Source organism: Skermanella mucosa (assembly GCF_016765655.2).
GTDB lineage: Bacteria > Pseudomonadota > Alphaproteobacteria > Azospirillales > Azospirillaceae > Skermanella > Skermanella mucosa.
The window spans coordinates 1,906,646-1,927,191 of the sequence record NZ_CP086106.1; the positions used below are offsets into that span (position 1 = coordinate 1,906,646).

At 67.6% G+C, this 20,546-nt stretch carries 18 protein-coding genes; 6 read left to right on the forward strand and 12 right to left on the reverse strand.

Going from position 1 to position 20,546, the window contains the following annotated elements:
- Nucleotides 1-364: 364 nt before the first annotated feature.
- Both JL100_RS08620 and JL100_RS08625 read left to right on the forward strand, forming a co-directional pair.
- Nucleotides 365-1,768 (forward strand): dicarboxylate/amino acid:cation symporter, encoded by a 1,404-nt coding sequence (locus JL100_RS08620; RefSeq protein WP_202682457.1) that lies wholly within the window; start codon nt 365-367, stop codon nt 1,766-1,768.
- Between the two features lie 72 nt (nt 1,769-1,840).
- Nucleotides 1,841-3,187 carry a sigma-54-dependent transcriptional regulator gene (locus JL100_RS08625; RefSeq protein ID WP_228421146.1) on the forward strand — a complete coding sequence of 449 codons (1,347 nt, stop codon included), beginning with the start codon at nt 1,841-1,843 and terminating at the stop codon, nt 3,185-3,187.
- Nucleotides 3,188-3,338: 151 nt separating this feature from the next.
- Here JL100_RS08625 and folB read toward each other — a convergent pair whose 3' ends face one another.
- The 5 genes from folB to JL100_RS08650 form a co-directional block, all read right to left on the reverse strand.
- On the reverse strand, nt 3,339-3,752 hold the full coding sequence (gene folB, locus JL100_RS08630) for a dihydroneopterin aldolase (protein WP_202682456.1): 414 nt from the start codon (nt 3,750-3,752) through the stop codon (nt 3,339-3,341).
- Between the two features lie 66 nt (nt 3,753-3,818).
- On the reverse strand, nt 3,819-4,904 hold the full coding sequence (locus JL100_RS08635) for a site-specific DNA-methyltransferase (protein WP_202682586.1): 1,086 nt from the start codon (nt 4,902-4,904) through the stop codon (nt 3,819-3,821).
- A 110-nt stretch (nt 4,905-5,014) separates the two neighbouring features.
- The gene (locus JL100_RS08640; protein ID WP_202682455.1) at nt 5,015-5,674 is read right to left on the reverse strand and encodes a ribonuclease HII; all 660 of its coding nucleotides are present in this window, start codon (nt 5,672-5,674) and stop codon (nt 5,015-5,017) included.
- Nucleotides 5,674-5,988, reverse strand: coding sequence for a nucleotidyltransferase family protein (locus tag JL100_RS08645; RefSeq protein ID WP_202682454.1), 315 nt, complete (start codon nt 5,986-5,988; stop codon nt 5,674-5,676). Before JL100_RS08645 ends, JL100_RS08640 begins: the two co-directional genes overlap by 1 nt.
- On the reverse strand, nt 5,985-6,416 hold the full coding sequence (locus JL100_RS08650) for an HI0074 family nucleotidyltransferase substrate-binding subunit (protein WP_202682453.1): 432 nt from the start codon (nt 6,414-6,416) through the stop codon (nt 5,985-5,987). The genes JL100_RS08645 and JL100_RS08650 overlap by 4 nt, the downstream gene beginning before the upstream one ends.
- Nucleotides 6,417-6,650: 234 nt before the next feature.
- On the opposite strand from JL100_RS08650, the gene JL100_RS08655 reads away from it, so the two are divergent.
- Nucleotides 6,651-7,730, forward strand: coding sequence for a PA0069 family radical SAM protein (locus JL100_RS08655; RefSeq protein ID WP_202682585.1), 1,080 nt, complete (start codon nt 6,651-6,653; stop codon nt 7,728-7,730).
- A gap of 124 nt (nt 7,731-7,854) precedes the next feature.
- Nucleotides 7,855-8,160 (forward strand): addiction module antidote protein, encoded by a 306-nt coding sequence (locus tag JL100_RS08660; RefSeq protein WP_202682452.1) that lies wholly within the window; start codon nt 7,855-7,857, stop codon nt 8,158-8,160.
- Nucleotides 8,161-8,365: 205 nt separating this feature from the next.
- Here JL100_RS08660 and JL100_RS08665 read toward each other — a convergent pair whose 3' ends face one another.
- From JL100_RS08665 to JL100_RS08680, 4 genes are all read right to left on the reverse strand, one after another.
- The gene (locus JL100_RS08665) at nt 8,366-9,316 is read right to left on the reverse strand and encodes an aminoglycoside phosphotransferase family protein (protein WP_202682451.1); all 951 of its coding nucleotides are present in this window, start codon (nt 9,314-9,316) and stop codon (nt 8,366-8,368) included.
- A 7-nt stretch (nt 9,317-9,323) separates the two neighbouring features.
- Nucleotides 9,324-9,872, reverse strand: a complete 549-nt coding sequence (gene moaB, locus JL100_RS08670) for a molybdenum cofactor biosynthesis protein B (RefSeq protein WP_202682450.1) — start codon at nt 9,870-9,872, stop codon at nt 9,324-9,326.
- Nucleotides 9,859-11,535: a lytic transglycosylase domain-containing protein gene (locus tag JL100_RS08675; protein WP_202682449.1), complete on the reverse strand. Its 1,677-nt coding sequence runs from the start codon at nt 11,533-11,535 to the stop codon at nt 9,859-9,861. Before JL100_RS08675 ends, moaB begins: the two co-directional genes overlap by 14 nt.
- A 293-nt stretch (nt 11,536-11,828) precedes the next feature.
- Nucleotides 11,829-12,674, reverse strand: coding sequence for a uracil-DNA glycosylase (locus JL100_RS08680; RefSeq protein ID WP_202682448.1), 846 nt, complete (start codon nt 12,672-12,674; stop codon nt 11,829-11,831).
- Nucleotides 12,675-12,867: 193 nt separating this feature from the next.
- Between JL100_RS08680 and JL100_RS08685 the strand changes: the two genes are divergently transcribed.
- A complete protein-coding gene (locus JL100_RS08685; protein ID WP_202682447.1) occupies nt 12,868-14,502 on the forward strand; it encodes an electron transfer flavoprotein-ubiquinone oxidoreductase in 1,635 nt (544 codons plus the stop codon).
- A 15-nt stretch (nt 14,503-14,517) separates the two neighbouring features.
- Here JL100_RS08685 and JL100_RS08690 read toward each other — a convergent pair whose 3' ends face one another.
- Entirely contained in the window at nt 14,518-15,537 is a 1,020-nt protein-coding gene (locus JL100_RS08690) for a serine hydrolase domain-containing protein (RefSeq protein ID WP_228421147.1), read from the reverse strand.
- 95 nt (nt 15,538-15,632) lie between these two features.
- Between JL100_RS08690 and JL100_RS08695 the strand changes: the two genes are divergently transcribed.
- Entirely contained in the window at nt 15,633-16,856 is a 1,224-nt protein-coding gene (locus JL100_RS08695) for an adenylate/guanylate cyclase domain-containing protein (RefSeq protein WP_228421148.1), read from the forward strand.
- Nucleotides 16,857-16,936: 80 nt separating this feature from the next.
- Here the strand turns inward: JL100_RS08695 and JL100_RS08700 are convergent, their stop codons facing one another.
- Nucleotides 16,937-18,286: an IS1380 family transposase gene (locus JL100_RS08700; RefSeq protein ID WP_228421149.1), complete on the reverse strand. Its 1,350-nt coding sequence runs from the start codon at nt 18,284-18,286 to the stop codon at nt 16,937-16,939.
- 394 nt (nt 18,287-18,680) lie between these two features.
- Nucleotides 18,681-20,474 (reverse strand): acyl-CoA dehydrogenase, encoded by a 1,794-nt coding sequence (locus JL100_RS08705; RefSeq protein WP_202685731.1) that lies wholly within the window; start codon nt 20,472-20,474, stop codon nt 18,681-18,683.
- Between the last annotated feature and the right edge of the window lie 72 nt (nt 20,475-20,546).

Genomic DNA, 20,546 nt, shown 5'->3' on the forward strand with positions numbered 1-20,546 from the left:
AATCAGTCGCAAATGGAAAGTCTCCGGGCTGGAGTCGGCGGGGCTGGGTGCCTTCAACTGATAATGAGAATCGTTCTCATTAACAAGCGTCAATTCGGGCTAAATCGTGTCCGCGCTTTCCGGGTTCCCAGCCAGTCCGGGGCGCCGCCGTGCCGAAATCCGGAAAGCCGGTTGCGCCGCCTCCCGCCGGCCGCAGCATGATGTTTTCAATATCAACGACTTAGGCTCAGGTCCCGGAATGTCCGCTGCCTGGCACGGAACCTGCTGAACAGCCCTCCAGTTGCACTGCCGCTCGACACGAAGAATGCCCGGCTTCCCAGGTGGGAAGGGACGGCAAAAGCGGTTCAGTCAAGGGAGAAGCACCATGCAGGCCACCGGAAGCGCGGCTGTGACCGCGCCTGTCCCCCACAAGAAGATTTATCACCACCTCTATTTCCAGGTGCTGTGCGCCATCGTGATCGGCGTGCTGGTCGGGTATTTCTATCCCGAGTTCGGCGCCAGCCTGAAATGGCTGGGCGACCTGTTCATCAAGCTGATCAAGATGCTGATCGCCCCGATCATCTTCTGCACCGTCGTCCACGGCATCGCCAGCATGGAGGACATGAAGAAGGTCGGCCGGGTCGGCGTGAAGGCGCTGATCTATTTCGAGGTCATGACCACCCTGGCGCTGATCATCGGCCTGGTCGTCGTCAACCTGTGGCAGCCCGGCGCCGGCATGAACGTCGACGTCAACTCGCTCGACACAAAGTCGATCGCGGCCTACACCTCGAAGGCGGCCGAGCAGGGCACCATCGAGTACATCATGCACATCGTGCCGAGCACGGTGGTCGGCGCCTTCGCCGAGGGCGAAATCCTCCAGGTGCTGTTCTTCGCGCTGCTGTTCGGCTTCGCGCTGTTCGCGCTCGGCGAGAAGGGCAAGCCGCTGCTGGGCATCATCGACCAGTCGGCCCACGTCTTCTTCAAGATCGTCGGCATCGTGATGAAGGTGGCCCCGATCGGCGCGTTCGGCGCCATGGCCTTCACCATCGGCAAGTACGGCGTCGGCTCGCTGCTGTCGCTGGGCCAGCTGATGCTGGCCTTCTACGCCACCTGCCTGCTGTTCATCTTCCTGGTACTGGGCACGGTGGCGCGGCTGGCCGGCTTCAGCATCGTCAAGTTCATCAAGTACATCAAGGAAGAGCTGCTGATCGTCCTCGGCACCTCCTCTTCCGAATCCGTCCTGCCGCGCATGATCGCCAAGATGGAGCTGCTGGGCTGCGAGAAGTCGGTGGTCGGGCTGGTGATCCCGACCGGCTATTCGTTCAACCTGGACGGCACCTGCATCTACCTGACCATGGCGGCGATCTTCCTGGCCCAGGCGACCGGCACCGACCTGTCGCTCAGCCAGGAGATCGGCATCATCGCCGTGCTGCTGCTGACATCGAAAGGGGCGGCCGGCGTGACGGGCAGCGGCTTCATCGTGCTGGCGGCGACGCTGGCCTCGGTCGGTACCATCCCGGTCGCCAGCATCGCGCTGATCCTGGGCGTCGACCGCTTCATGTCCGAGGCCCGTGCCCTGACCAACCTGATCGGCAACGGCGTCGCCACCGTGGTGGTCGCCCGCTGGGAGGGAGCATTGGATGTGGAGCGCATGAACCGCCACCTGAACAACGAGACCGACGAGGAAGCCGACAGCCCCGAATCCGTCCTGGTGACGGAGGAGGAGAGCGCCGGCATCGGCAGTGGGCACATCGGAACCGGGCAGGGCGCCGGCGCCCGGGCCTATTGATCTTCGCCTTGCCGATACGGTCCTGCTGACGCAGAGTCCTTCGGCGCCAGACCGGCGCCGAAGGAGCGAGCCTTGCAGGACACCCTGACCGTGCTGCTGGTCGAGGACGACACCGCGGTCCGCGCGGCCAGCATCCAGACGTTCCAGCTCGCCGGCATCGAGGCCAAGGGCTTCGGTGCCGCCGAGCCGGTCCGCGACATGATCCACCCCGATTTTCCCGGCGTCATCGTCACCGACGTGCGCCTTCCCGGCATGAACGGCTTGGCGCTGCTGGACCACGCCATGCGGGTCGATCCCAAGCTGCCGGTGGTGCTGATCACCGGCCACGGCGACATCGCCATGGCGGTGGACGCCATGCGGGTCGGGGCCTACGACTTCATCGAGAAACCTTTCCCGACCGACCGTCTGGTCAATTCGGTCCAGCGCGCCCTGGAACGCCGCGCCCTGACGCTGGAAGTGGAGACGCTGCGCCGCAAGCTGTCCGACCGGGAGGGGATCGACTCCATCCTGCTCGGCCAGTCCCCGGCCATCCAGGAGGTCCGGCGGGTGATCCTCCAGGTCGCCGACACCGCCGCCGACGTGCTGATCCTGGGCGAGACCGGCACCGGCAAGGAGCTGGTCGCTCGCTGTCTGCACCAGTTCTCCCGCCGCCGCGAGGCGAACTTCGTCGCGATCAATTGCGGCGCCATGCCGGAGACCATGTTCGAGAGCGAGATTTTCGGCCACGAGTCCGGCGCCTTCACCGGCGCCAGCCGCCAGCGCATCGGCCGGCTGGAACATGCCGATGGCGGCACGCTGCTGCTGGACGAGATCGAGTCCATGCCGCTGGCGCTCCAGGTCAAGCTGCTGCGGGCCTTGCAGGAACGTGTGGTGGAACGGCTGGGATCGAACCGGGAGATCCCGATCGACATCCGCATCGTCGCCGCGACGAAGGAGGACCTGTCGGAGCTGAGCCGGCAGCAGCGGTTCCGCAGCGACCTCTATTACCGGCTGAACGTGATCTCGGTGACCCTGCCGCCCCTGCGCGAGCGCCGCGAGGACGTGCCGCTGCTGTTCGAGCATTTCGTGCTCCAGGCCGCGGCCCGGTGCCGGCGCGAGGCGCCCGTGCTGTCGAGCGCGCAGCGCCGGCAGCTGATGGCCTACGCATGGCCCGGCAACGTGCGGGAACTGCGGAACGTCGCCGACCGGTTCGTGCTGGGCGTCCACGGCAGCCCACTCGACCTGGTGGGCGACGCCGCCTCGGCCGAGCCGCCGTCCTTCGCGGAGCAGGTGGACGCCTTCGAGCGGGCCGTCATCTCCGAAGCCATGGCCCGCCACCAGGGCAACATTGGCGCCGTCAGCGACAGCCTGAAGCTGCCCAGGAAGACGCTCTACGACCGCCTGAAGCGCCTGAACCTCCCGATCGAGACGTTCCGGTGACGTCAGGTCGATCAACGTGACAAAGCCGTAGGTCGGCCTCGGCCGAAGGCCGACAGCGTGGCCGGAGCGTCGATGCGGGGCGTCGGCGTTCGCCCTGCGGGCGAAGGCCGACCTACGGCAGCCCGCACTCCGGAGTGTTTAAAGTCACCGATCAGGCCTGCCGACGCTCGATCTCGACGCCGATGCTGGCGGCCTCGGCGAAGACGTCCAGCTTCTCGACGCGGACGGTCGCCACGCGCACCCGGCGGTCGATCAGCAGGCGGTCGGCGATGCGCTCGGCCAGCGTCTCGCACAGGTTGACGTGCCCCGCGGCGACGATCTCCTTCACCGTCGCGACCATGGTGTCGTAGGACACCACGTCGGGCAGGTGGTCGCGCGACGGGCCGGGTCGCAGCTCCACCTGGAGGTTGAGGTTGACGCGGATCCGCTGGGGCTTGCCCCGCTCGTGCTCGTACGCGCCGATCATCGCGTCCAGCACGAGGTCACGGATGAAGACACGGGTGAGCGCCCGCTCGGCGGAGGGGCGCGCCACCGGGGCGACGACTTGTGCGAAAAGCTTGTTCATGGCGCGCTGATTTACCATTCCGCCCCCTCTAAGCCAAGCGTCGGCGATGAAACAATAAAGGGTGGATCAGCAATGCAGCTCTGCGAGAACTTTCTGGCGGAGCATGTCGATTGGCCGCTGCTCTCCGTTGCCGGTCTCGAAGTGCCAGAAAGTCCAGCCGTTGCACGCCGGAAGTCCCTGCATCGCGGCGCCCACCTGATGGATCGACCCGCAATGGTTGCCCAGATGGTTGGTGCCGATCAGCATGCCGTCGGCCCGGACATGGGCGGTATGGATGCGCCGCTGGTCGAACAGCGTCGCCCCGGGATTGAGCAGTCCGCGCTCGACCAGCCAGCCGAACGGCACGCGCGGCGCCTGTCGCTTGGTCGGGGCGTACAGCAGTTCCTTGTCCGGAGCCTCCTGCACGGCGGCGATCCGGGCGTTGGCGACCTGGGCGTACTGATGCTCGCGCTCGATGCCGATCCAGGACCGGCCCAGCCGCTTCGCCACGGCCCCGGTCGTGCCGGTGCCGAAAAACGGGTCCAGCACCACGTCGCCCGGCTCGGTCGAGGCCATGATGCAGCGGTAGAGCAGGGCTTCCGGCTTCTGGGTCGGGTGGGCCTTGTTGCCGTCGGCGTCCTTCAGCCGCTCCTGGCCGGTGCACAGCGGGAAAAGCCAGTCGCTGCGCATCTGGAGATCGTCGTTGAGGCTCTTCATCGCCTCGTAGGAGAAATGGTAGCGCGCCTCCTTGGACTTGGCGGCCCAGATCAGCGTCTCGTGCGCGTTGGTGAAGCGGCGGCCCCGGAAGTTGGGCATCGGGTTGGTCTTGCGCCAGATGATGTCGTTGAGCAGCCAGAAGCCCAGGTCCTGGAGCGCCGCGCCGACGCGGAAGATGTTGTGGTAGCTGCCGATCACCCACAGGCAGCCGTCGTCCTTCAGCGCGTGCCGGGCGCCTGCCAGCCAGTCGCGGGTGAACCGGTCGTAGGTCGCGAGGTCCGCGAACTTGTCCCAGTCCTCCTCCACCCCGTCGACGCGGGAATGGTTCGGGCGGAGCAGGTCGCCCCCCAGTTGCAGGTTATAGGGAGGGTCGGCGAACACCATGTCGACCGAGCCGGCCGGCAGGCCGTTCATGACGGTGACGCAATCGCCGACCAGGATGCGGTTCTGGTGCATGGGGATCACGGTGGAAGGCGCCTTGGCGGGGGGCCTGCGGAGGGCCTTGGGGGAGGAAAGTGCTTGACTCATTCGCGCAACATGAGTCGAGCGCGAATCCGCGTCAATCCTTATTTCTTGAACTCGGAGTCGGGACTCGCTTTCTTGGTACCCTGAGTCGCCAATGCCACCTTCACCGGACCGAAGCTGCGCCGGTGGTGGGGCGTGACTCCCAATGAAATCAGGGCCTTGCGGTGTTCCGCCGTCGGATAGCCGGCGTTTCGCTCCCAACCGTATCCGGGATGGGTCCGGGCGAGGGCGGCCATGATCCGGTCCCGTTCGACCTTGGCGACGACCGACGCGGCGGCGATCGACAGCGACGCGGCGTCGCCGCCGACGATGGTCCGCACGGGGCAGGCCAGATCCGGCGCCTTGTTGCCGTCCACCAGCGCCACGCCGGGCCGGACGCCAAGCGCCTCGACCGCCCGCTTCATGGCGAGCAGGCTCGCGCGGAGGATGTTGAGCCGGTCGATCTCGGCCACGTCGGCGATGCCGATCGCCACCGTCGCGGAGGCGCGGATCAGCGGCGCCAATTCCTCCCGCACGCCGGGCTTCAGCAGCTTGCTGTCGTTGACCAGGGCGGCCAGGGCGGGGGGCAGGCCTTCCGGCGGCAGGATCGCGGCGGCCGCCACGACCGGCCCGGCGAGCGGCCCGCGCCCGACTTCGTCCACGCCGCAGACGATGGTTCCGGTGCCGTAGCCGGCGGCGATCTCGTGAGTCAGGTCAGGCATCACGGCTTCATCGACAACGGCACCTTGTCCCGGTCGATGATTGTCCGGAAGTTTTCGCCGACCCTGTGCATATCCACGAAATCCACCCGGTAGGGCAGGTCCGACTCCTCGAACCCGTCCGCCAGGACGGTGCTTTCCCGGACCGACAGGGGGCGCCCGGCGTCGATGGCGAGGTCAAGGTCGGAACTGCGTTTCGTTCTCCCGGTCGCGCGCGAGCCGAAGACATGGACTTCGGTCTGGGCGGGTAACACCGATGCCAGGATATCCCGGACAGTCTCGAGATCCTTCGGGCGGATGTCGATCGAAGGTGTCATGGCGTCTGGTTCTGCCGTCTCTCGATCTCATTCAGAAGAAATCTGGCTTCCTTGAGGAAATCCGGAATGCCATCGAAGACATCCTGGGCTTTGAACTCATCATAGGTATGGCTGGTTGTGCCGCGCTGCTTGCGGAACATCCTCCATTCAGATAGCTCGGCTTGCAGAAGGCCCGCCTCGTAGCCGCGACGTATCAGGTCGTTGAAGCTCATTTCTTCGACGCTGGCTGGGTTGGGTTCGGTTTCCTCAAGGTAGCGCTTCAATGTCTTGTACGATAGCTCGTAAGTGAACTCGAAAGCCTGGATCGCGGCTGCCCGCAGATGCAACGCCAGTCTCGGGGTGTCCTTCGCAAGGTCGGAACGGCAGAACTCCAACGCTTCGTCGGTCTGAGCGATTGCAAGCCTGAGCGACGTGAGATCCAGTGCCATTGCTTTCCACCAATCCAAGAGCTTCTGACCGGCCGTCACTTTGCGCCATGGTCACCGCGCCTGCGGCAGAGAAGGTGCGAGATCCGGGCCATGCAAGTCAATTTCGAATGACGCGATCACAAATCAGCCCGGAGAGGTCCACCGGGGGAGGCCATGGCTTCATTCCTGCGAACAGCCGGGTCTGTCGAGAATGTTCCCTTTACGTTCCCGCCGGGCCTGTTTATCGTCGGTGCCATGGACGAGGTCACGCGCAGGGCTCTCAAGGGGCGGGGGGCGATCAGCAACGAGAGCTCGCGCTTCGAGCGGGAGCGGCGCGTGCTGGTGGACGACGGCTGGACGGCGGACGGCGGCGAGGATCCGCCGCCGGTCCGGACCACCGTCCTGGACGACCGCGCCCGCAGCGTCATCGCCCGCAACAACTCGCCGGACATCCCGTTCGAGCAGTCGGTGAATCCCTATCGCGGCTGCGAGCACGCCTGCATCTATTGCTTCGCCCGTCCGACCCACGCCTATCTGGGGCTGTCGCCGGGGCTGGATTTCGAGACGCGCCTGTTCCGCAAGCGGGACGCGGCCGAGCTGCTGGCGCGGGAGCTTCGCGCGAAATCCTATGTCTGCCGGCCGCTGGCGATCGGCGCCAACACCGACCCGTACCAGCCGATCGAGCGGGAGGAGCGCATTACCCGCTCGGTGCTGGAGGTCTGCCGGGACTTCAACCAGCCGGTCTGCATCATCACCAAGTCGGCGCTGGTGACCCGCGACCTGGACATCCTGGCCCCGATGGCGGCGAAGCGGCTGGCGAGCGTCGCGGTGTCGGTCACCACGCTCGACCGGAACCTCGCCCGCCGGATGGAGCCGCGCGCCGCGACGCCGCCCCGGCGGCTGGAGGCGATCCGGGAACTGACGGCGGCGGGCGTGCCCGTCTCCGTCCTCGCCAGCCCGATGATCCCCGCCCTCAACGACCACGAGCTGGAAGCGATCCTGGAGGCCGGCGCCGAGGCCGGGGCCGCCGGCGGCAGCTATATCCTGCTGCGGCTGCCGCTGGAGATAAAGGATCTGTTCGAGGAATGGCTGCGCGAGCACGTCCCCGACCGGGCCGACCGCGTGCTGAGCCTGATCCGGCAGGCGCGGGCCGGCGGTCTCTACCAGTCCGAGTTCGGCACCCGCATGACCGGCACCGGCCCGATCGCCGAGCTGTTGTCCCGCCGCTTCAAGCTGGCCTGCCGGCGGCTGGGCCTGGATGGCCGGCGCTGGGACCTGGACTGCGAACTGTTCAGGCCGCCGCCCGCGCGGGGGGACCAATTGCCGCTGCTGTGAGGGCTGTCGGTATGGGCCATCATTGCGGATACTTGATCATTGGGCAGTGATAGTCTGTTCCCTATAGAGGACAGCAATGGATTGATTCAAATCCGTCTGGCCCGGGAGCTCTGAGGGATCACGCATGTCCAAGATCGAAACCCGTCCATGGGACATCGTAGACAGCCTCACCAACGAGGATCGTATCGCTGCATACCTGGAAGCTGTTCTGGAGGACGGCGATCCGGAACTTGTCGCGGCAGCGCTCGGCGATATCGCGCGGGCGAAAGGCATGACGGACATAGCGCGCAGCACCGGGCTGGGGCGACAGAGCCTGTACAAGGCCCTGGCGCCGGGCGGCAATCCGGAGTTCGCAACCGTGCTGAAGGTGATCCGCTCGCTCGGATTGCGCCTCACCGTCACCGTGGACCCTGAAGGTCCAGGGACCTGACACGGTGCATTCCCGTCCTATGGAACACGACCTCCAGACCCCTCAACAGCTCCATTGTAGGTCGGCCCCGGCCGAAGGCCGAAGGCCGACGCCGACACCATGGCCGGAGCGTTGATGCAGGATGTCGGCGTTCGCCCTGCGGGCGAAGGCCGACCTACGGCGAACCGGTCAAGGCATTAGTGGGCGGTGCCGGGAACGGCCCAGGTCAAAGGCTATCACGCACCCGCCCGATCGTCGCCGGGTCGAAGAAGTCTTCGATCCGCTCCCGCACGTGGGCGACGGTGCGCGGGTCGATGCCGGCGCCGAAGGCGGTCGAACCTTCCACCTTCCAGCGGGCCATCCAGGACAGGGTGCGCAGCCAGACCAGACGGCGGGCGATGCCGAACCAGGGACGCACCGCCTCGGCCATTCCGGGCGGCACGGCTTCGCTCCAGGCGGCGTAAAACCGGCCGGTGTCTTCCGGCGACAGAACCGCCGCGACGTCCGGGTCCCAGGTGGTCGAGGTGTAGAGACTGGCGTGCGCCAGGTCGATCGCGGGAAGCCCGTCGGTCGCCTTCTCCAGGTCCACGAACCAGGCCTTTCCCTGCCCGTCGATCAGGAAGTTGCCGGGATGGGTGTCGGTGCCGACCAAGGTTATGGGGGGCTCCGGGGTCGTCGGCAGGGTGCGGACCCACGCCAGCTCGGCGTCGAGGTGGGCCAGGGTCTCCCGCGCCAGCCCGGCGCGGGCGAAGCAGGGTGCCTGACGCTCGATCACCTGTATGGTGGCGCGGATCGGGTTGGCCGTGGGTTCGGCCGGCAGGGCGTGGAGGGAGGCCAGCGCGCGGGCGATGGCCGGCATGTCGTCGGGCAGGCGGGGCGGGCGGCCGGCGATCTTCTCGACCAGAAGGGCGCCCATGGGAAGGTCCGCGCCGGGTTCCAGGACACCGATCAGCCGAGGCGTGTGGCCGCCCGGGGCGGCGCGCGTGAAGGCCGTCGCCTGGTGGCGAAGGTTGGCGGCGGGGTCGAGGCCGATCTGGCTCCAGCGCGGCACCCGGGCCAGCACGCCGTCCGGCAGGCGCAGATGCGCGTGGGCCATGCCCTTGGGCGGCAGCGGCACCGGGTCGGCGTCCAGCCCAAGCCGGCGGCGAAGCGCGGCCGGGAGATGCCGGTCAGGCATGGAGCCTTCAGGCACCGGCGGGCTTCATGTGCTCCATCAGGCGGGGCATCAGCTCCACGAGATTGCAGGGCCGGTGCCGGTTGTCGAGCTGGAACTTCAGGATGCCGTCCCAGGCGTCGCGGCAGGCGCTGGGCGAGCCGGGCAGGGCGAACAGGTAGGTCCCGCCGGTCACTCCGCCGGTCGCCCGGCTCTGGATCGTCGAGGTGCCGACCTTCTCGTAGCTGATCATGCGGAACAGCTCGCCGAAGCCGGGGATCTCCTTGTCGTAGATCGCGTGGAACGCCTCGGGCGTCACGTCCCGACCGGTCACGCCGGTGCCGCCGGTCGAGATCACCACGTCGATGCCGGGATCGGCGATCCAGGACTGGACCTGTGCGATGATCGCGGGGATGTCGTCCTTGACGATGGCGCGGGCGGCAAGACGGTGGCCGTCGGCGGTCAGGCGCTCCACCAGGGTGTTGCCCGACTTGTCGTCGGCCTCCACCCGCGTGTCCGACACGGTCAGGACCGCGATATTGACCGCGAGGAAGGGCCGGGAGTCGTCAATCTTTGCCATCGGAAGCCACCTGCTGAACTGCCTTCGGCGTGGGAACCTCGCCGTCCACAGCCATATAAACCGGCCACCGGCCGCCCGCAATGGCCTCCAGGGACGGCAGCGGCCGGCCCAGGCGCTGGCTGTAGATCCAGTAATTGGTCAGCACCTGCTCGACGAAGGTGCGCGTCTCGCGGACCGGCAGGCTCTCGATGAACAGCAGCGGGTCCTTGATCCGGGACAGTCTGCGCCGCCAGCGCTGGAGGTTCCCCGGGCCGGCGTTATAGGCGGCGACGGTCAGGATCAGGTTGTCCCCGATCCCCTTCTGGTCCATCAGATAGCGCACATAGTGCTGGCCCAGGGTCAGGTTGACTTCCGGCTCGTACAGGTCCGGCTTGCCCCGGGGGGAGTTCAGCTGGATGGAATCCAGTATGTCGGGCGTCAGCTTGTCGGCGACATAGCTGGCGGTGTTGGGCATCAGCTGCATGAGGCCCCTGGCACCGGCGCCGCTCCGCGCGTCCGGCTCGAACCGGCTTTCCTGACGCATCAGGGCGAACAGCAGCGCGCGGTCCACGGTGAAGCCTCCGCGCGGTTCCCACGGGGGCAGGGGATAGAGCGCCGAGTCGTAGGCCGTTCCGTCCGAGTCGGTCAGCACGCTGCCGAGCCGCATGGCGAGCGACGGCATCCCGGCCATGTCGGCCAGGGCGACCAGCGCCTCTTCCAGCGTCGCGTTGCCGCGCGCCTCGATGCGGCGCAGTTCCTGCTCGGCGCTCTCGCGCCGGCCGGCCTGGACCAGGGCGATGGCGCGCCGGCCGGCCGGATGCTCGGCCAGGACGCGGACGTGGCGCCGCGTCAGGATCGGCACCCGCAGGCCGGCGTCGGAGATGTTGCCGAGGGCTTGCCTGGCGATCAGGCCGTAGAAGGTCCGGGGATGCTTCGCCGCCTCGCCCAGCCATCTGGCGGCCTCGTCGGCGCGCCGGGCGCGCTGGTGAGCCCGGGCGGCCCAGTAGGCGCCGGCCGAACGGTCCCAGGGGGATGCCGAGTCGGACTGGGCGAAGGCCTGGAAGTGCCGGGCGGCCTTGTCGTCCTGCCCGATCCGCCAGGCCGCGATGCCGGCGCTCCAGCTTCCCGCGCCGGACGCGGGGGACGCCGGTTCCGGCTTGGGAGGAGCGGCCACGGCCGCCGACGCGGCGACCGTCACGGCACCGGCCGGCAGAACGGGGCCGTCCCCCGCCGCCTTGGCGGCCTGGATCGGGGCCTGGACCGCTTCTCCGCGGCGCGGGACGGCGGCCTGGAGTCCGCGGTCGGAAGCATAGGCGCCGTTCTGCCCGGCGGGGAGGGAGGCAGCCACGCCGCGCGGGGCCGGCGGCTTGCGCTCGCCCCGGGCCATGCGGCGCAGGGCCAGCTGATAGACCTTGTCGGCGCCGGCATGGTCGGCGAACCGCTCCAGCCAGCCGCGAAGCTCGTGGTAGGTGGCCTTGTAGGAGGGATGCATCAGCCGCTGGTACTCGACATGGCCGATCAGGCGCATGTCGGTCACCTGGCCGACCAGCCTGTCGGCGGCGTCCCAGTCGCCGGCATCCTGAAGCTCGAAGATCCGGCGGTAGCGCGCCGCTTCCTGCACCGTAAGCTGCGAATCGTGGGCGGTGGCGCGGGTCTGCCGGCTGGGTACGACCGGGGCCTCCACCGACCACGGGGCCGACGACTCGTCAGTTTTGTAAGCGGTATCCCGGTCGCGCGCTGAAGCCTGACCGGCACCCGGAAAAGGGGGCAGGACCAGGACGGCAAGGCACAGGAAGGCACCGCTGAGGAGGCGTGAGCGCAGGCACCGATTGGTTAAACCTGCGTTAACAGTCTTCCCGGACATGAGGGACAAATACCGGATGTTTTCCGGAGCCACAAGCTTCCTTGTGGCTCCCGGTCCCGCATACCCCCGTCATCCCGCCGGGGCGGGGGCGGCAGGCCAATGATTCCAATCCGCTAGGTCACCAGAAATTTTTTCTTGAAAGCCACCAGGTCGCGCCAGGCGTCGCGCTTCATGGCCGGCTGCCGCAGCAGGAAGGCCGGGTGGTAGGTGGGGAGGACGGGAATCGATCTGGCGCCGGCCGAGGGGGTGAACTCGAACCAGCGGCCGCGCAGCCGCATGATGCCGTCGGTCCGGTTCAGCAGGGCGCTCGCCGAGGTGCCGCCCAGCAGCATCAGCCCTTCGGGCGCCACCAGCTCCACGTGCCGCTCGACGAAGGGCAGGCAGGTCTGGATCTCGTTGGGGTTGGGCTTGCGGTTGCCGGGCGGGCGCCAGGGCAGGATGTTGGTGATGTAGACCTGGGTCCGGTCGAGCCCGATGCAGGCCAGCATCTGGTCCAGCAGCTTGCCGCTCTTGCCGACGAAGGGACGCCCCTGGCGATCCTCGTCCTCGCCCGGCGCCTCGCCGATCAGCATCAGCCGCGCCTTGGGATTGCCGTCGGCGAACACCAGGTTGGTGGCGGTCGTCTTCAGCGCGCATCCCTCGAACGCCGCCATGGCGGCGCGCAGCGCGTCGAGGTCGCCGGCTTCGGCCGCCATGGCGCGCGCCGTGGCGCCCGCCGCGGGCGTGCCGAGCAGGGGCTGCTGGACCGGGCGCGCACCGGCCGCCGGGGCCGTGCGCGGGGGCAGGGTGCGGCCGCCGGTTCCGGAACCGGCCCCCTGCCGCGCCTGTCCGGGTGCTGCGGCAGCCGGCGCCGGCGCCGCGCGCGCGACGACCTTCGTCCAGTCCGTCGGAATGTCCGCGATCGCCTCGTCCACGCCGACATCCAGGTGCCAGCGCAGCAGAGCGACGATATCGCGCATGTCAGATTCGCTCAAAACTCACCTTGGGCGGCGCTCATTCATGGTTTGACCCTAGCACCGAACCTATGTTCTTTCATCGACCCGAAACGGAAGACCGGAACTAGAGATAGGCAGCCAGAGCCGGATTCGGAGATGCCGTGGCGAGGGCATGGTCGATTGAACCGGTTCACAGGGCTGGGTAGGGGAAGGAACCATGGAACGCGAGGTAATGGAATACGATGTCGTGATCGTCGGAGCCGGGCCATCGGGCCTGAGCGCCGCGATCCGGCTGAAACAGCTCGCCGCCGAGCAGGAACACGAGGTATCGGTCTGCATCCTGGAGAAGGGCTCCGAGGTCGGCGCCCACCTGCTCTCCGGGGCGGTCCTGGAGCCGCGGGCGCTGGACGAGCTGATCCCGGACTGGAAGGACAAGGGGGCACCGCTCAATACGCCGGCCACGGAGGATTACTTCCTCCACCTGACGGAGAAGCGCTCCCGCCGGCTGAAGACGCCGCCGCAGATGAACAACCACGGCAACTATATCATCAGCCTGGGCGAGTTCGGACGCTGGCTGGCGGCCCAGGCCGAGGAGCTGGGCGTCGAGATCTATCCCGGATTCGCCGCCGCCGAGGTGCTGTACCGCGAGGACGGCTCGGTCAAGGGTGTGGCGACCGGCGACATGGGGATCGGCAAGGACGGCGAGAAGACCGACGCCTACACGCCGGGCATGGAGCTGCACGCCCGCCAGACCCTGTTCGCCGAGGGCTGCCGCGGCTCGCTGGCCAAGGGGCTGATGGAGCGCTTCGAGCTGCGCCGGGACTGCGACCCGCAGACCTACGGCATCGGCATCAAGGAGCTGTGGGAGATCGACCCGGCGAAGCACAAGGCCGGGCTGGTGGTCCACACCATCGGCTGGCCGATGGACGAGAAGACCTACGGCGGCTCGTGGATGTACCACATGGCCGACAACCAGGTCTCCATCGGCTTCGTCATCGGGCTGGACTACGAGAACCCTCATCTGTCGCCGTTCGACGAGTTCCAGCGCTTCAAGCTGCACCCCGACATCCGCAAGTACCTGGAGGGCGGGCGGCGGATCTCCTACGGCGCCCGGGCGCTCAGCGAGGGGGGCTTCCAGTCGATCCCGAAGCTGACCTTCCCAGGCGGCTGCCTGATCGGCGACAGCGCCGGGTTCCTGAACGTGCCGAAGATCAAGGGCAACCACACCGCCATGAAGAGCGGCATGGTGTGCGCCGAGGCGGTGTTCGACCTGCTGAGGTCCGAGGCCGGCGAGGTCGAGGCGGCGGCATATCCGGAGCGGCTGAAGGAAAGCTGGCTGTGGGAGGAGCTGTACCATGTCCGCAACATCCGGCCGTCGTTCCGGCGCGGGCTGTGGGGCGGCATCGCGTACTCGGCGTTCGACACCTTCGTGATGCGGGGCAAGGCGCCGTGGACGTTCCACAACCACGCCGACCATCTCCAGCTCAAGAAGGCGAGCGAGATGCCGAAGATCCAGTACCCCAAGCCCGACGGGGTGCTGACCTTCGACCGGCTGTCGTCGGTGTTCATCTCCAACACCAACCATGAGGAAAACCAGCCGGCGCACCTGACGCTGAAGGACCCGACGATCCCGATCCGGATCAACCTGCCGGACTACGACGCGCCGGAGCAGCGCTACTGCCCGGCGGGGGTGTACGAGATCGTGCGGGACGACTCCGGCGCCAACCCCAGGCTCCAGATCAACGCGCAGAACTGCGTCCACTGCAAGACCTGCGACATCAAGGACCCGACCCAGAACATCAACTGGGTCGTCCCCGAGGGCGGTGGCGGACCGAACTATCCGAATATGTAGGCCGCCGGTACCGGATCAGGGGAACCGGGCGGACGCGGCCACGGCCATGGTCTCGGCTTGGCCGACGTCCTCCCCGTCAGTGATCACGCAGATGGTCAGCGGCTGCCGCTTGCCCTTGAAGTGGAAGACGGCCGGGCTGCATCCGGGGCCGCCGCCGGTGTGCCCTGCCGCGCCGGAACCGCCGGGGGCCAGTTCGACCATCAGCCCCAATCCGTAGCCCGGTTCGATCCAGGGCCGGCCCTGGATCGGATCGGCGACCCGCCGGGCCGCCGTCATCCGATCCAGCAGAGGAGGGGAAAGCAGCGCGCCGGCCATGATGCGGTGGAGCAGGCATGCCGCGGCGTCCGGAGTCGCGGCGGCGACGCCGTGCGACACCCAGCCGGGATGATAGCGGGCGGCGACCGGCACCGGTGGCCCGCCGTTCCCGAGATAGCGGCTCGGCCCCAGGTTCAGTCCCTCCAGGTCGGCCCGGGTGACGGGCACGAAGGCGTCGGCCACTCCCAGCGGCCCGAAGACGAGGTCCTCCAGCATGGCGCCGAAGCCCAGACCGGTTTCCCGGCACAGGATCCGGCGGACCAGCATGTATCCGATATTGGAATAGGCCCAGCCCCGGCCGGGCTCGAACAGCAGCCGCCCGGCGCCCGTCCGGTCCCAGAACTCGTCATCGGTCCAGGGTTCCTGCCCGGCCCTCACAGCCGCATGGTATGCGGGAATGCCGCCATAGTCGGTCAGCCCGGCACCGTGGTGGAGAAGCTGGCGCAGCGTGATCCGGCCGGCGATCGACCCCGGCACGGCGGGCTCCTCCAGGGGGTGATCGGGATCGAGCCGCCCCCTGTCCACCAGGCGGAGCGCCGCCGCGGCCATCAGCGTCTTCGTGAAGCTGTAGAGCAGGTACCGGCCGGACTTCCCCGCGACGGTGCCGTCCCGTCCGACCCGTCCGGACCATCGGTCGGCACCGTGGATGATCGCCACGCCGGCCCGGCCTACGCCTGTGACGAACCGGGACGATATCTCCCTCAGGGCTGCTTCCATCATTCGGGGACTATTGCCGCTCGGCCCCAGTGCTACAAGATGGAAGGCGGGCCGGCCTCTTCTTCGGCCGGTTGAGCGCGTTGACGACGGGAGCGGGGATGGAAGACCGGCTGATACTGGAGATTTCCGAATGGGTCGCCGAGGCCGGGCTCGCCGGAGCCTCGGAAACCGAACTGGTCGATGGGTTCTGCCGCCGGCTGGTCGAGTACGGCGTCCCGCTGACGCGGGTCGTGGCCCTGATCGATACCCTCCATCCCGTCCTGGAAGCCCGCACCTTCCATTGGCACCGGATGAAGAACGAGACCACGGCATCGGAGTACGCCCGCTCGGTGGCCCGCGAGAACGAGGACAAGTGGCTGAAAAGCCCGTTCCATTACTTGATGGAGAGCGGCGGGAAGTCCCTGCGCTGCCGGTTCATCGACGGCGACTGCCCGGCCGACTGCTTCCCCGTGATGGGCGAATTGCGGGACGAGGGGATCACGGACTATCTGGCGGTCAGCACCATGTTCGGCAAGCCGATCACGATCGGGATGATGGACAGCCTGGTGTCGTCCTGGTCGACCGACGGGCCTGACGGTTTCGACGAAACCCACATCACGATCATGGAGCGCAGCCTGCCGTTCCTGGCGCTGGCGATCCGCGACGTGTCGGTGGGGCGCATCGCCGAGACGCTGGTCGAAACCTACCTGGGCCGCGACGCCGGCCGGCGCGTGCTGGGCGGCTATATCGAGCGCGGCGTGACCGAGCGGATGAGCGCCGTGCTGTGGTTCAGCGACCTCCAGGGCTTCACCCGGATCACCGACACCGTCGATCCGGAGCAGGTGATCCCGTTGCTGAACGATTATGCCGATGCGATCGTCTCCTCGATCCACGACCACCAGGGGCAGGTGATGAAGTTCATGGGCGACGGCATCATGGCGATCTTCAGCGGCGCGGAGGACGGCGAGCTGTGCAACCGATCGCTCGACGCCGCCGAGGAGGCCCGCCGCCGGGTCGCCGCGTTGAACAAGCGGCGCAAGGCCGAAGGACTGCCGTGGACGCGCTTCTACTTGGGCCTCAATGTCGGCGAGGTGTTCTACGGCAATATCGGCAGCGAGGACCGGCTGGACTTCACCGTGATCGGCCCTGCGGTCAACGAGGTCGCCCGGATCGCCGCCATGTGCCGGTCCCTGGACCAGGACGTGCTGCTGTCCTCCGCCTTCGCCAACTCCGCCGAGACCTGCGCCGCCCGGCTAGCCGCATTAATGCACCAGGCCGGAAAGCGCTCTGAAGTTCTCTGCCTTTCTTCAACTTTTAGCTGTTCAGGCAAGGGTTGGCCGTAACGCCGATTGGGCGGCGCTGCAATGGTGAGAGGTCTTGAGGTTGGCGGGTTGGGCGGAACAGGGGCACTCGGCCCCGGCGTTCAGGTGACGAGTCGGGGAACCCGCTCCAGGAGCAGGCGCAGGACAGTTTGCTCCGGGCAGGCGGTAGGCAGGTGGACGAGGATTTGCCGCCTGGTCTCGACGATCCGGGCCGCCAGTTTGATCAAACGCAGGCGCAACGAGTCGAACTGGGCGACTCGCCAGCGCGACCGGCGCGGCATCAGGGCGCGCATCGACCACAGCAACCAGTAGGCGCCGGCATGCAGAAACAGCCGGAACTGGTTGGCGGTGGCCTTGTGGCAGGAGGTGCGGTCGGCGCACAGATGCGCCTTCCAGCTCTTTATGTGATTTTCCGCCTGGCCGCGGGCGCAATAGAGTTTCTCATAGAGCCACCGCCCCCGGCCGTGGCGCAGGCTGGTGACGATGAAGCGGGTGTCCGGGCCCTGCGGCCCGACTTCAACGCGCGCAATGATCCGCTCGGTCCGGCTCCAGCTTCCGGCGGCGTCGTAGAATTCCTTGAAGCGCCGGACCTTGGCGGTCCCGGGACCGGCGGCGAACCGGGCGGCGGTGCTGGCCTCCAGGTCGAGGATATGCCGCCGCAGCGTGCTGGTTGGCGCCAGGCCGAGCACATAGTCCAGGCGGTTGGCCCGGCACCAGTTCAGAACCTCGGGGCAGCAGTAATGACTGTCGGCGCGCAGCAGGATCTCGACCTGCGGCCAGTTGGCCCGGATCTGCCGCACGATCCGACGCAGGTGCGCCCGGATCTCAGTGCCTTTGGGTCGCCTGGCCGGACGCAGGATGGCGGTGACGAAGCGCCCGTGCTCGTCGAAAACGACGATCGGCTGGAAGCCGTACTCGTCGTAATGGCCATTGAACAGACGCAGTTGCTGCTCGCCGTGAACGGCATCGAAGGTGTCATCAATATCCAGCACGATCCGCTTTGGGACCTGCCGGAACCCGGCGCAGTAGAAATCGACCAGAGCGCGGCCCATGCGCAGCAGGGCGCGGGTATCGGGCAGGTTCTCCAGGCGCGAGATGGTGGACTGCGAGCACAGGCCAGCATCGTCCGGCAGGCGGTCGAGCGCCAGCTTGAACGCCGGATCCCGGCGCAGGCTGTCGGCGTCGTTGCCGTCCTCGTAGCCGGCCGCGATCATAAGCAGGCGGAAGCGGATGATCTCCGCCAGTCCATGAACGATCCGCCCGGGCGTCCGGGGGTCTTCCAGGCACGCCGCAAGCCGGTCGGCAATCCCGAGCCGCTTCTCGATCTCCCGCAGGCCCAGCACGCCGGCATCGGAGGACAGCCGCCCGCCATCGAAGCGGGCGACCACGGGCTTGCCGGCGACAGGTGACAGGCCGGGCAGCGATGGGGTAAGTTCAACTGTGGCGGGCATAGCAATCCGGATCCGGTGGGATGGGTGTCAGCAGCCGAATCCTAAGCTAGATCAGGGCTTTACGCTATGCCTGCCAGCCCTCGTGCATAATTGCGGCTAGTATCGGTCGGCCGCTACGCGCTGCGCGGCGTCGGCCGCCCGCAGGAACTGTTCACCCTCGACCCGGAGGCGGTGGCGGGCGGCACGGGAACCTGCGCCTTGCAAAGATGATGGGCCTGCCTTGTTCGAAGCCGGCATGGAATGAAGGAAATTGGCCACAGATTACGGCGATATCCTCAGATGATCCGGTTCGCATCTTTGTCCATCGCCGTAATCTGTGGCAAAACCCTGAGTTACGCTTGCGTCGCTCCCGCTGGAGCGGTGCCCGATCAGCTTGACCCGGTCGGAAACCGCTCTAGAACTGGTCCTCCGACAGCGCCATCACTGTGCGGTGGCCCTCTGTGATGGGGGTCAGCAGGCTGACCGCCTGGGGCAGGAACTGGTCGGCGAAGAAGCGGGCGGTGATCAGCTTGGCGTCCAGGAAGCGCTGGTCGGCGTCCGGGTCGGTCTGGCCCTGCTGGGCGGCCATCGCGGCCCTGGCCATCAGGAACCCGCCGGTGGTGATGCCGAACATGCGCAGATAGCTGGCGGCCCCGGCCGCCGCGGCCTGGGGAATGCGCTTGCCGTGCTCGACAAGCCAGGCCGTCGCCTTCTCCAGCGCGTCCACCGCCTTGCCCAGGCCGATGGAGATCGCCGCCATGTCGTCGCCCGGCAGGTGCTTCAGCGCCTCCACCGTCTCGCGCATCTCGGCGAACAGCACGCCGGCGGCGGCACCGCCGTCCCGGATCACCTTGCGGAACACAAGGTCGTTGGCCTGGATGCCGTTGGTGCCTTCGTAGATCGGGGTGATCCGGGCGTCGCGCAGGTGCTGGGCGGCGCCGGTCTCCTCGATGAAGCCCATGCCGCCATGGATCTGGATGCCGATCGAGGCGTTCTCAACGCCCAGGTCGGTGCACCAGGCCTTGACCACGGGGGTCAGCAGGTCGGCCATGGCCTGGCCCTTGGCGGCCTCCGCGGGGTCGGCGTGCTTCTTCGCGATGTCGAGGGCGGCCACCGCGTAATAGGTCAGGGCCCGCGCGGCTTCGGTCTGCGAGCGCATGGTCATCAGCATGCGGCGGACGTCGGGGTGCCGGATGATCGACACCGGCTCGCCCTTGGCATCGGTCATGTCGCGGCTCTGCACCCGCGTGCGGGCATAGTCGCGGGCCTGCTGGTAGGCCCGTTCGGAAATCGCGACGCCCTGGAGGCCGACGCCCATGCGGGCGTTGTTCATCATGGTGAACATGTACTCGATGCCGCGGTTCTCCTCGCCGACCAGGTAGCCGATCGCCCCGTCGTTGTCGCCGAACGCCATTACCGCAGTAGGGCTGGCATGGATGCCCAGCTTGTGCTCCAGGCTGACGCAGCGCAGATCGTTGCGGTCGCCCAGCGAGCCGTCGGGATTGACCAGGAACTTCGGCACGACGAACAGCGAGATGCCCTTGATGCCGGGAGGCGCGTCGTTCAGCCGAGCCAGCACCATGTGGATGATGTTCCCGGTGAAATCATGCTCGCCGTAGGTGATGTAGATCTTCTGGCCGGAGATGCGGTAATGGCCGTCCTCGCGCACCGCCCGGGTCCGGATCGCGGCGAGGTCGCTGCCCGCCTGCGGTTCGGTCAGGTTCATGGTGCCGGTCCATTCGCCCGAGATCAGCTTGCCGAGATAGATATCCTTCAGCTCGTCGCTGCCGTGCTCGGTCAGCGCCTCGACGGCGCCCTGGTTCAGCATGGGGCACAGGGCGAACGACATGTTGGCGGCCTGCCACATCTCCTGCACCGCCATGGCGAGGGTCCAGGGAAGGCCCTGGCCGCCGTGATCGGGATCGAACGGCACGCTGTTCCAGCCGCCCTCCTGGTATTGGCGGTACGCCTCCTTGAAGCCCTTGGGCGTGCGGACGACGCCGTTCTCCAGCACGGCCCCTTCCTGGTCGCCGGAGAAGTTGATCGGCGCCAGCACGTTGGAAGCCAGCTTGCCGGCTTCGTCGAGGATCGCGTCGACCATGTCGGGCGTCGCATCGGCATAGCCGGGTAGGCTGGTGATGCGGTCCATGCCGACCACCTCGTTCAGCACGAAGCGCATGTCCTGGATGGGGGCGGAGTAAGGGATCATGGTAGGCGGGGTCCTCCCGAGACCGTGTGCTTTGATCGAGGGTACCGGCGGTTCCGGCGGCATCTCCGGGGA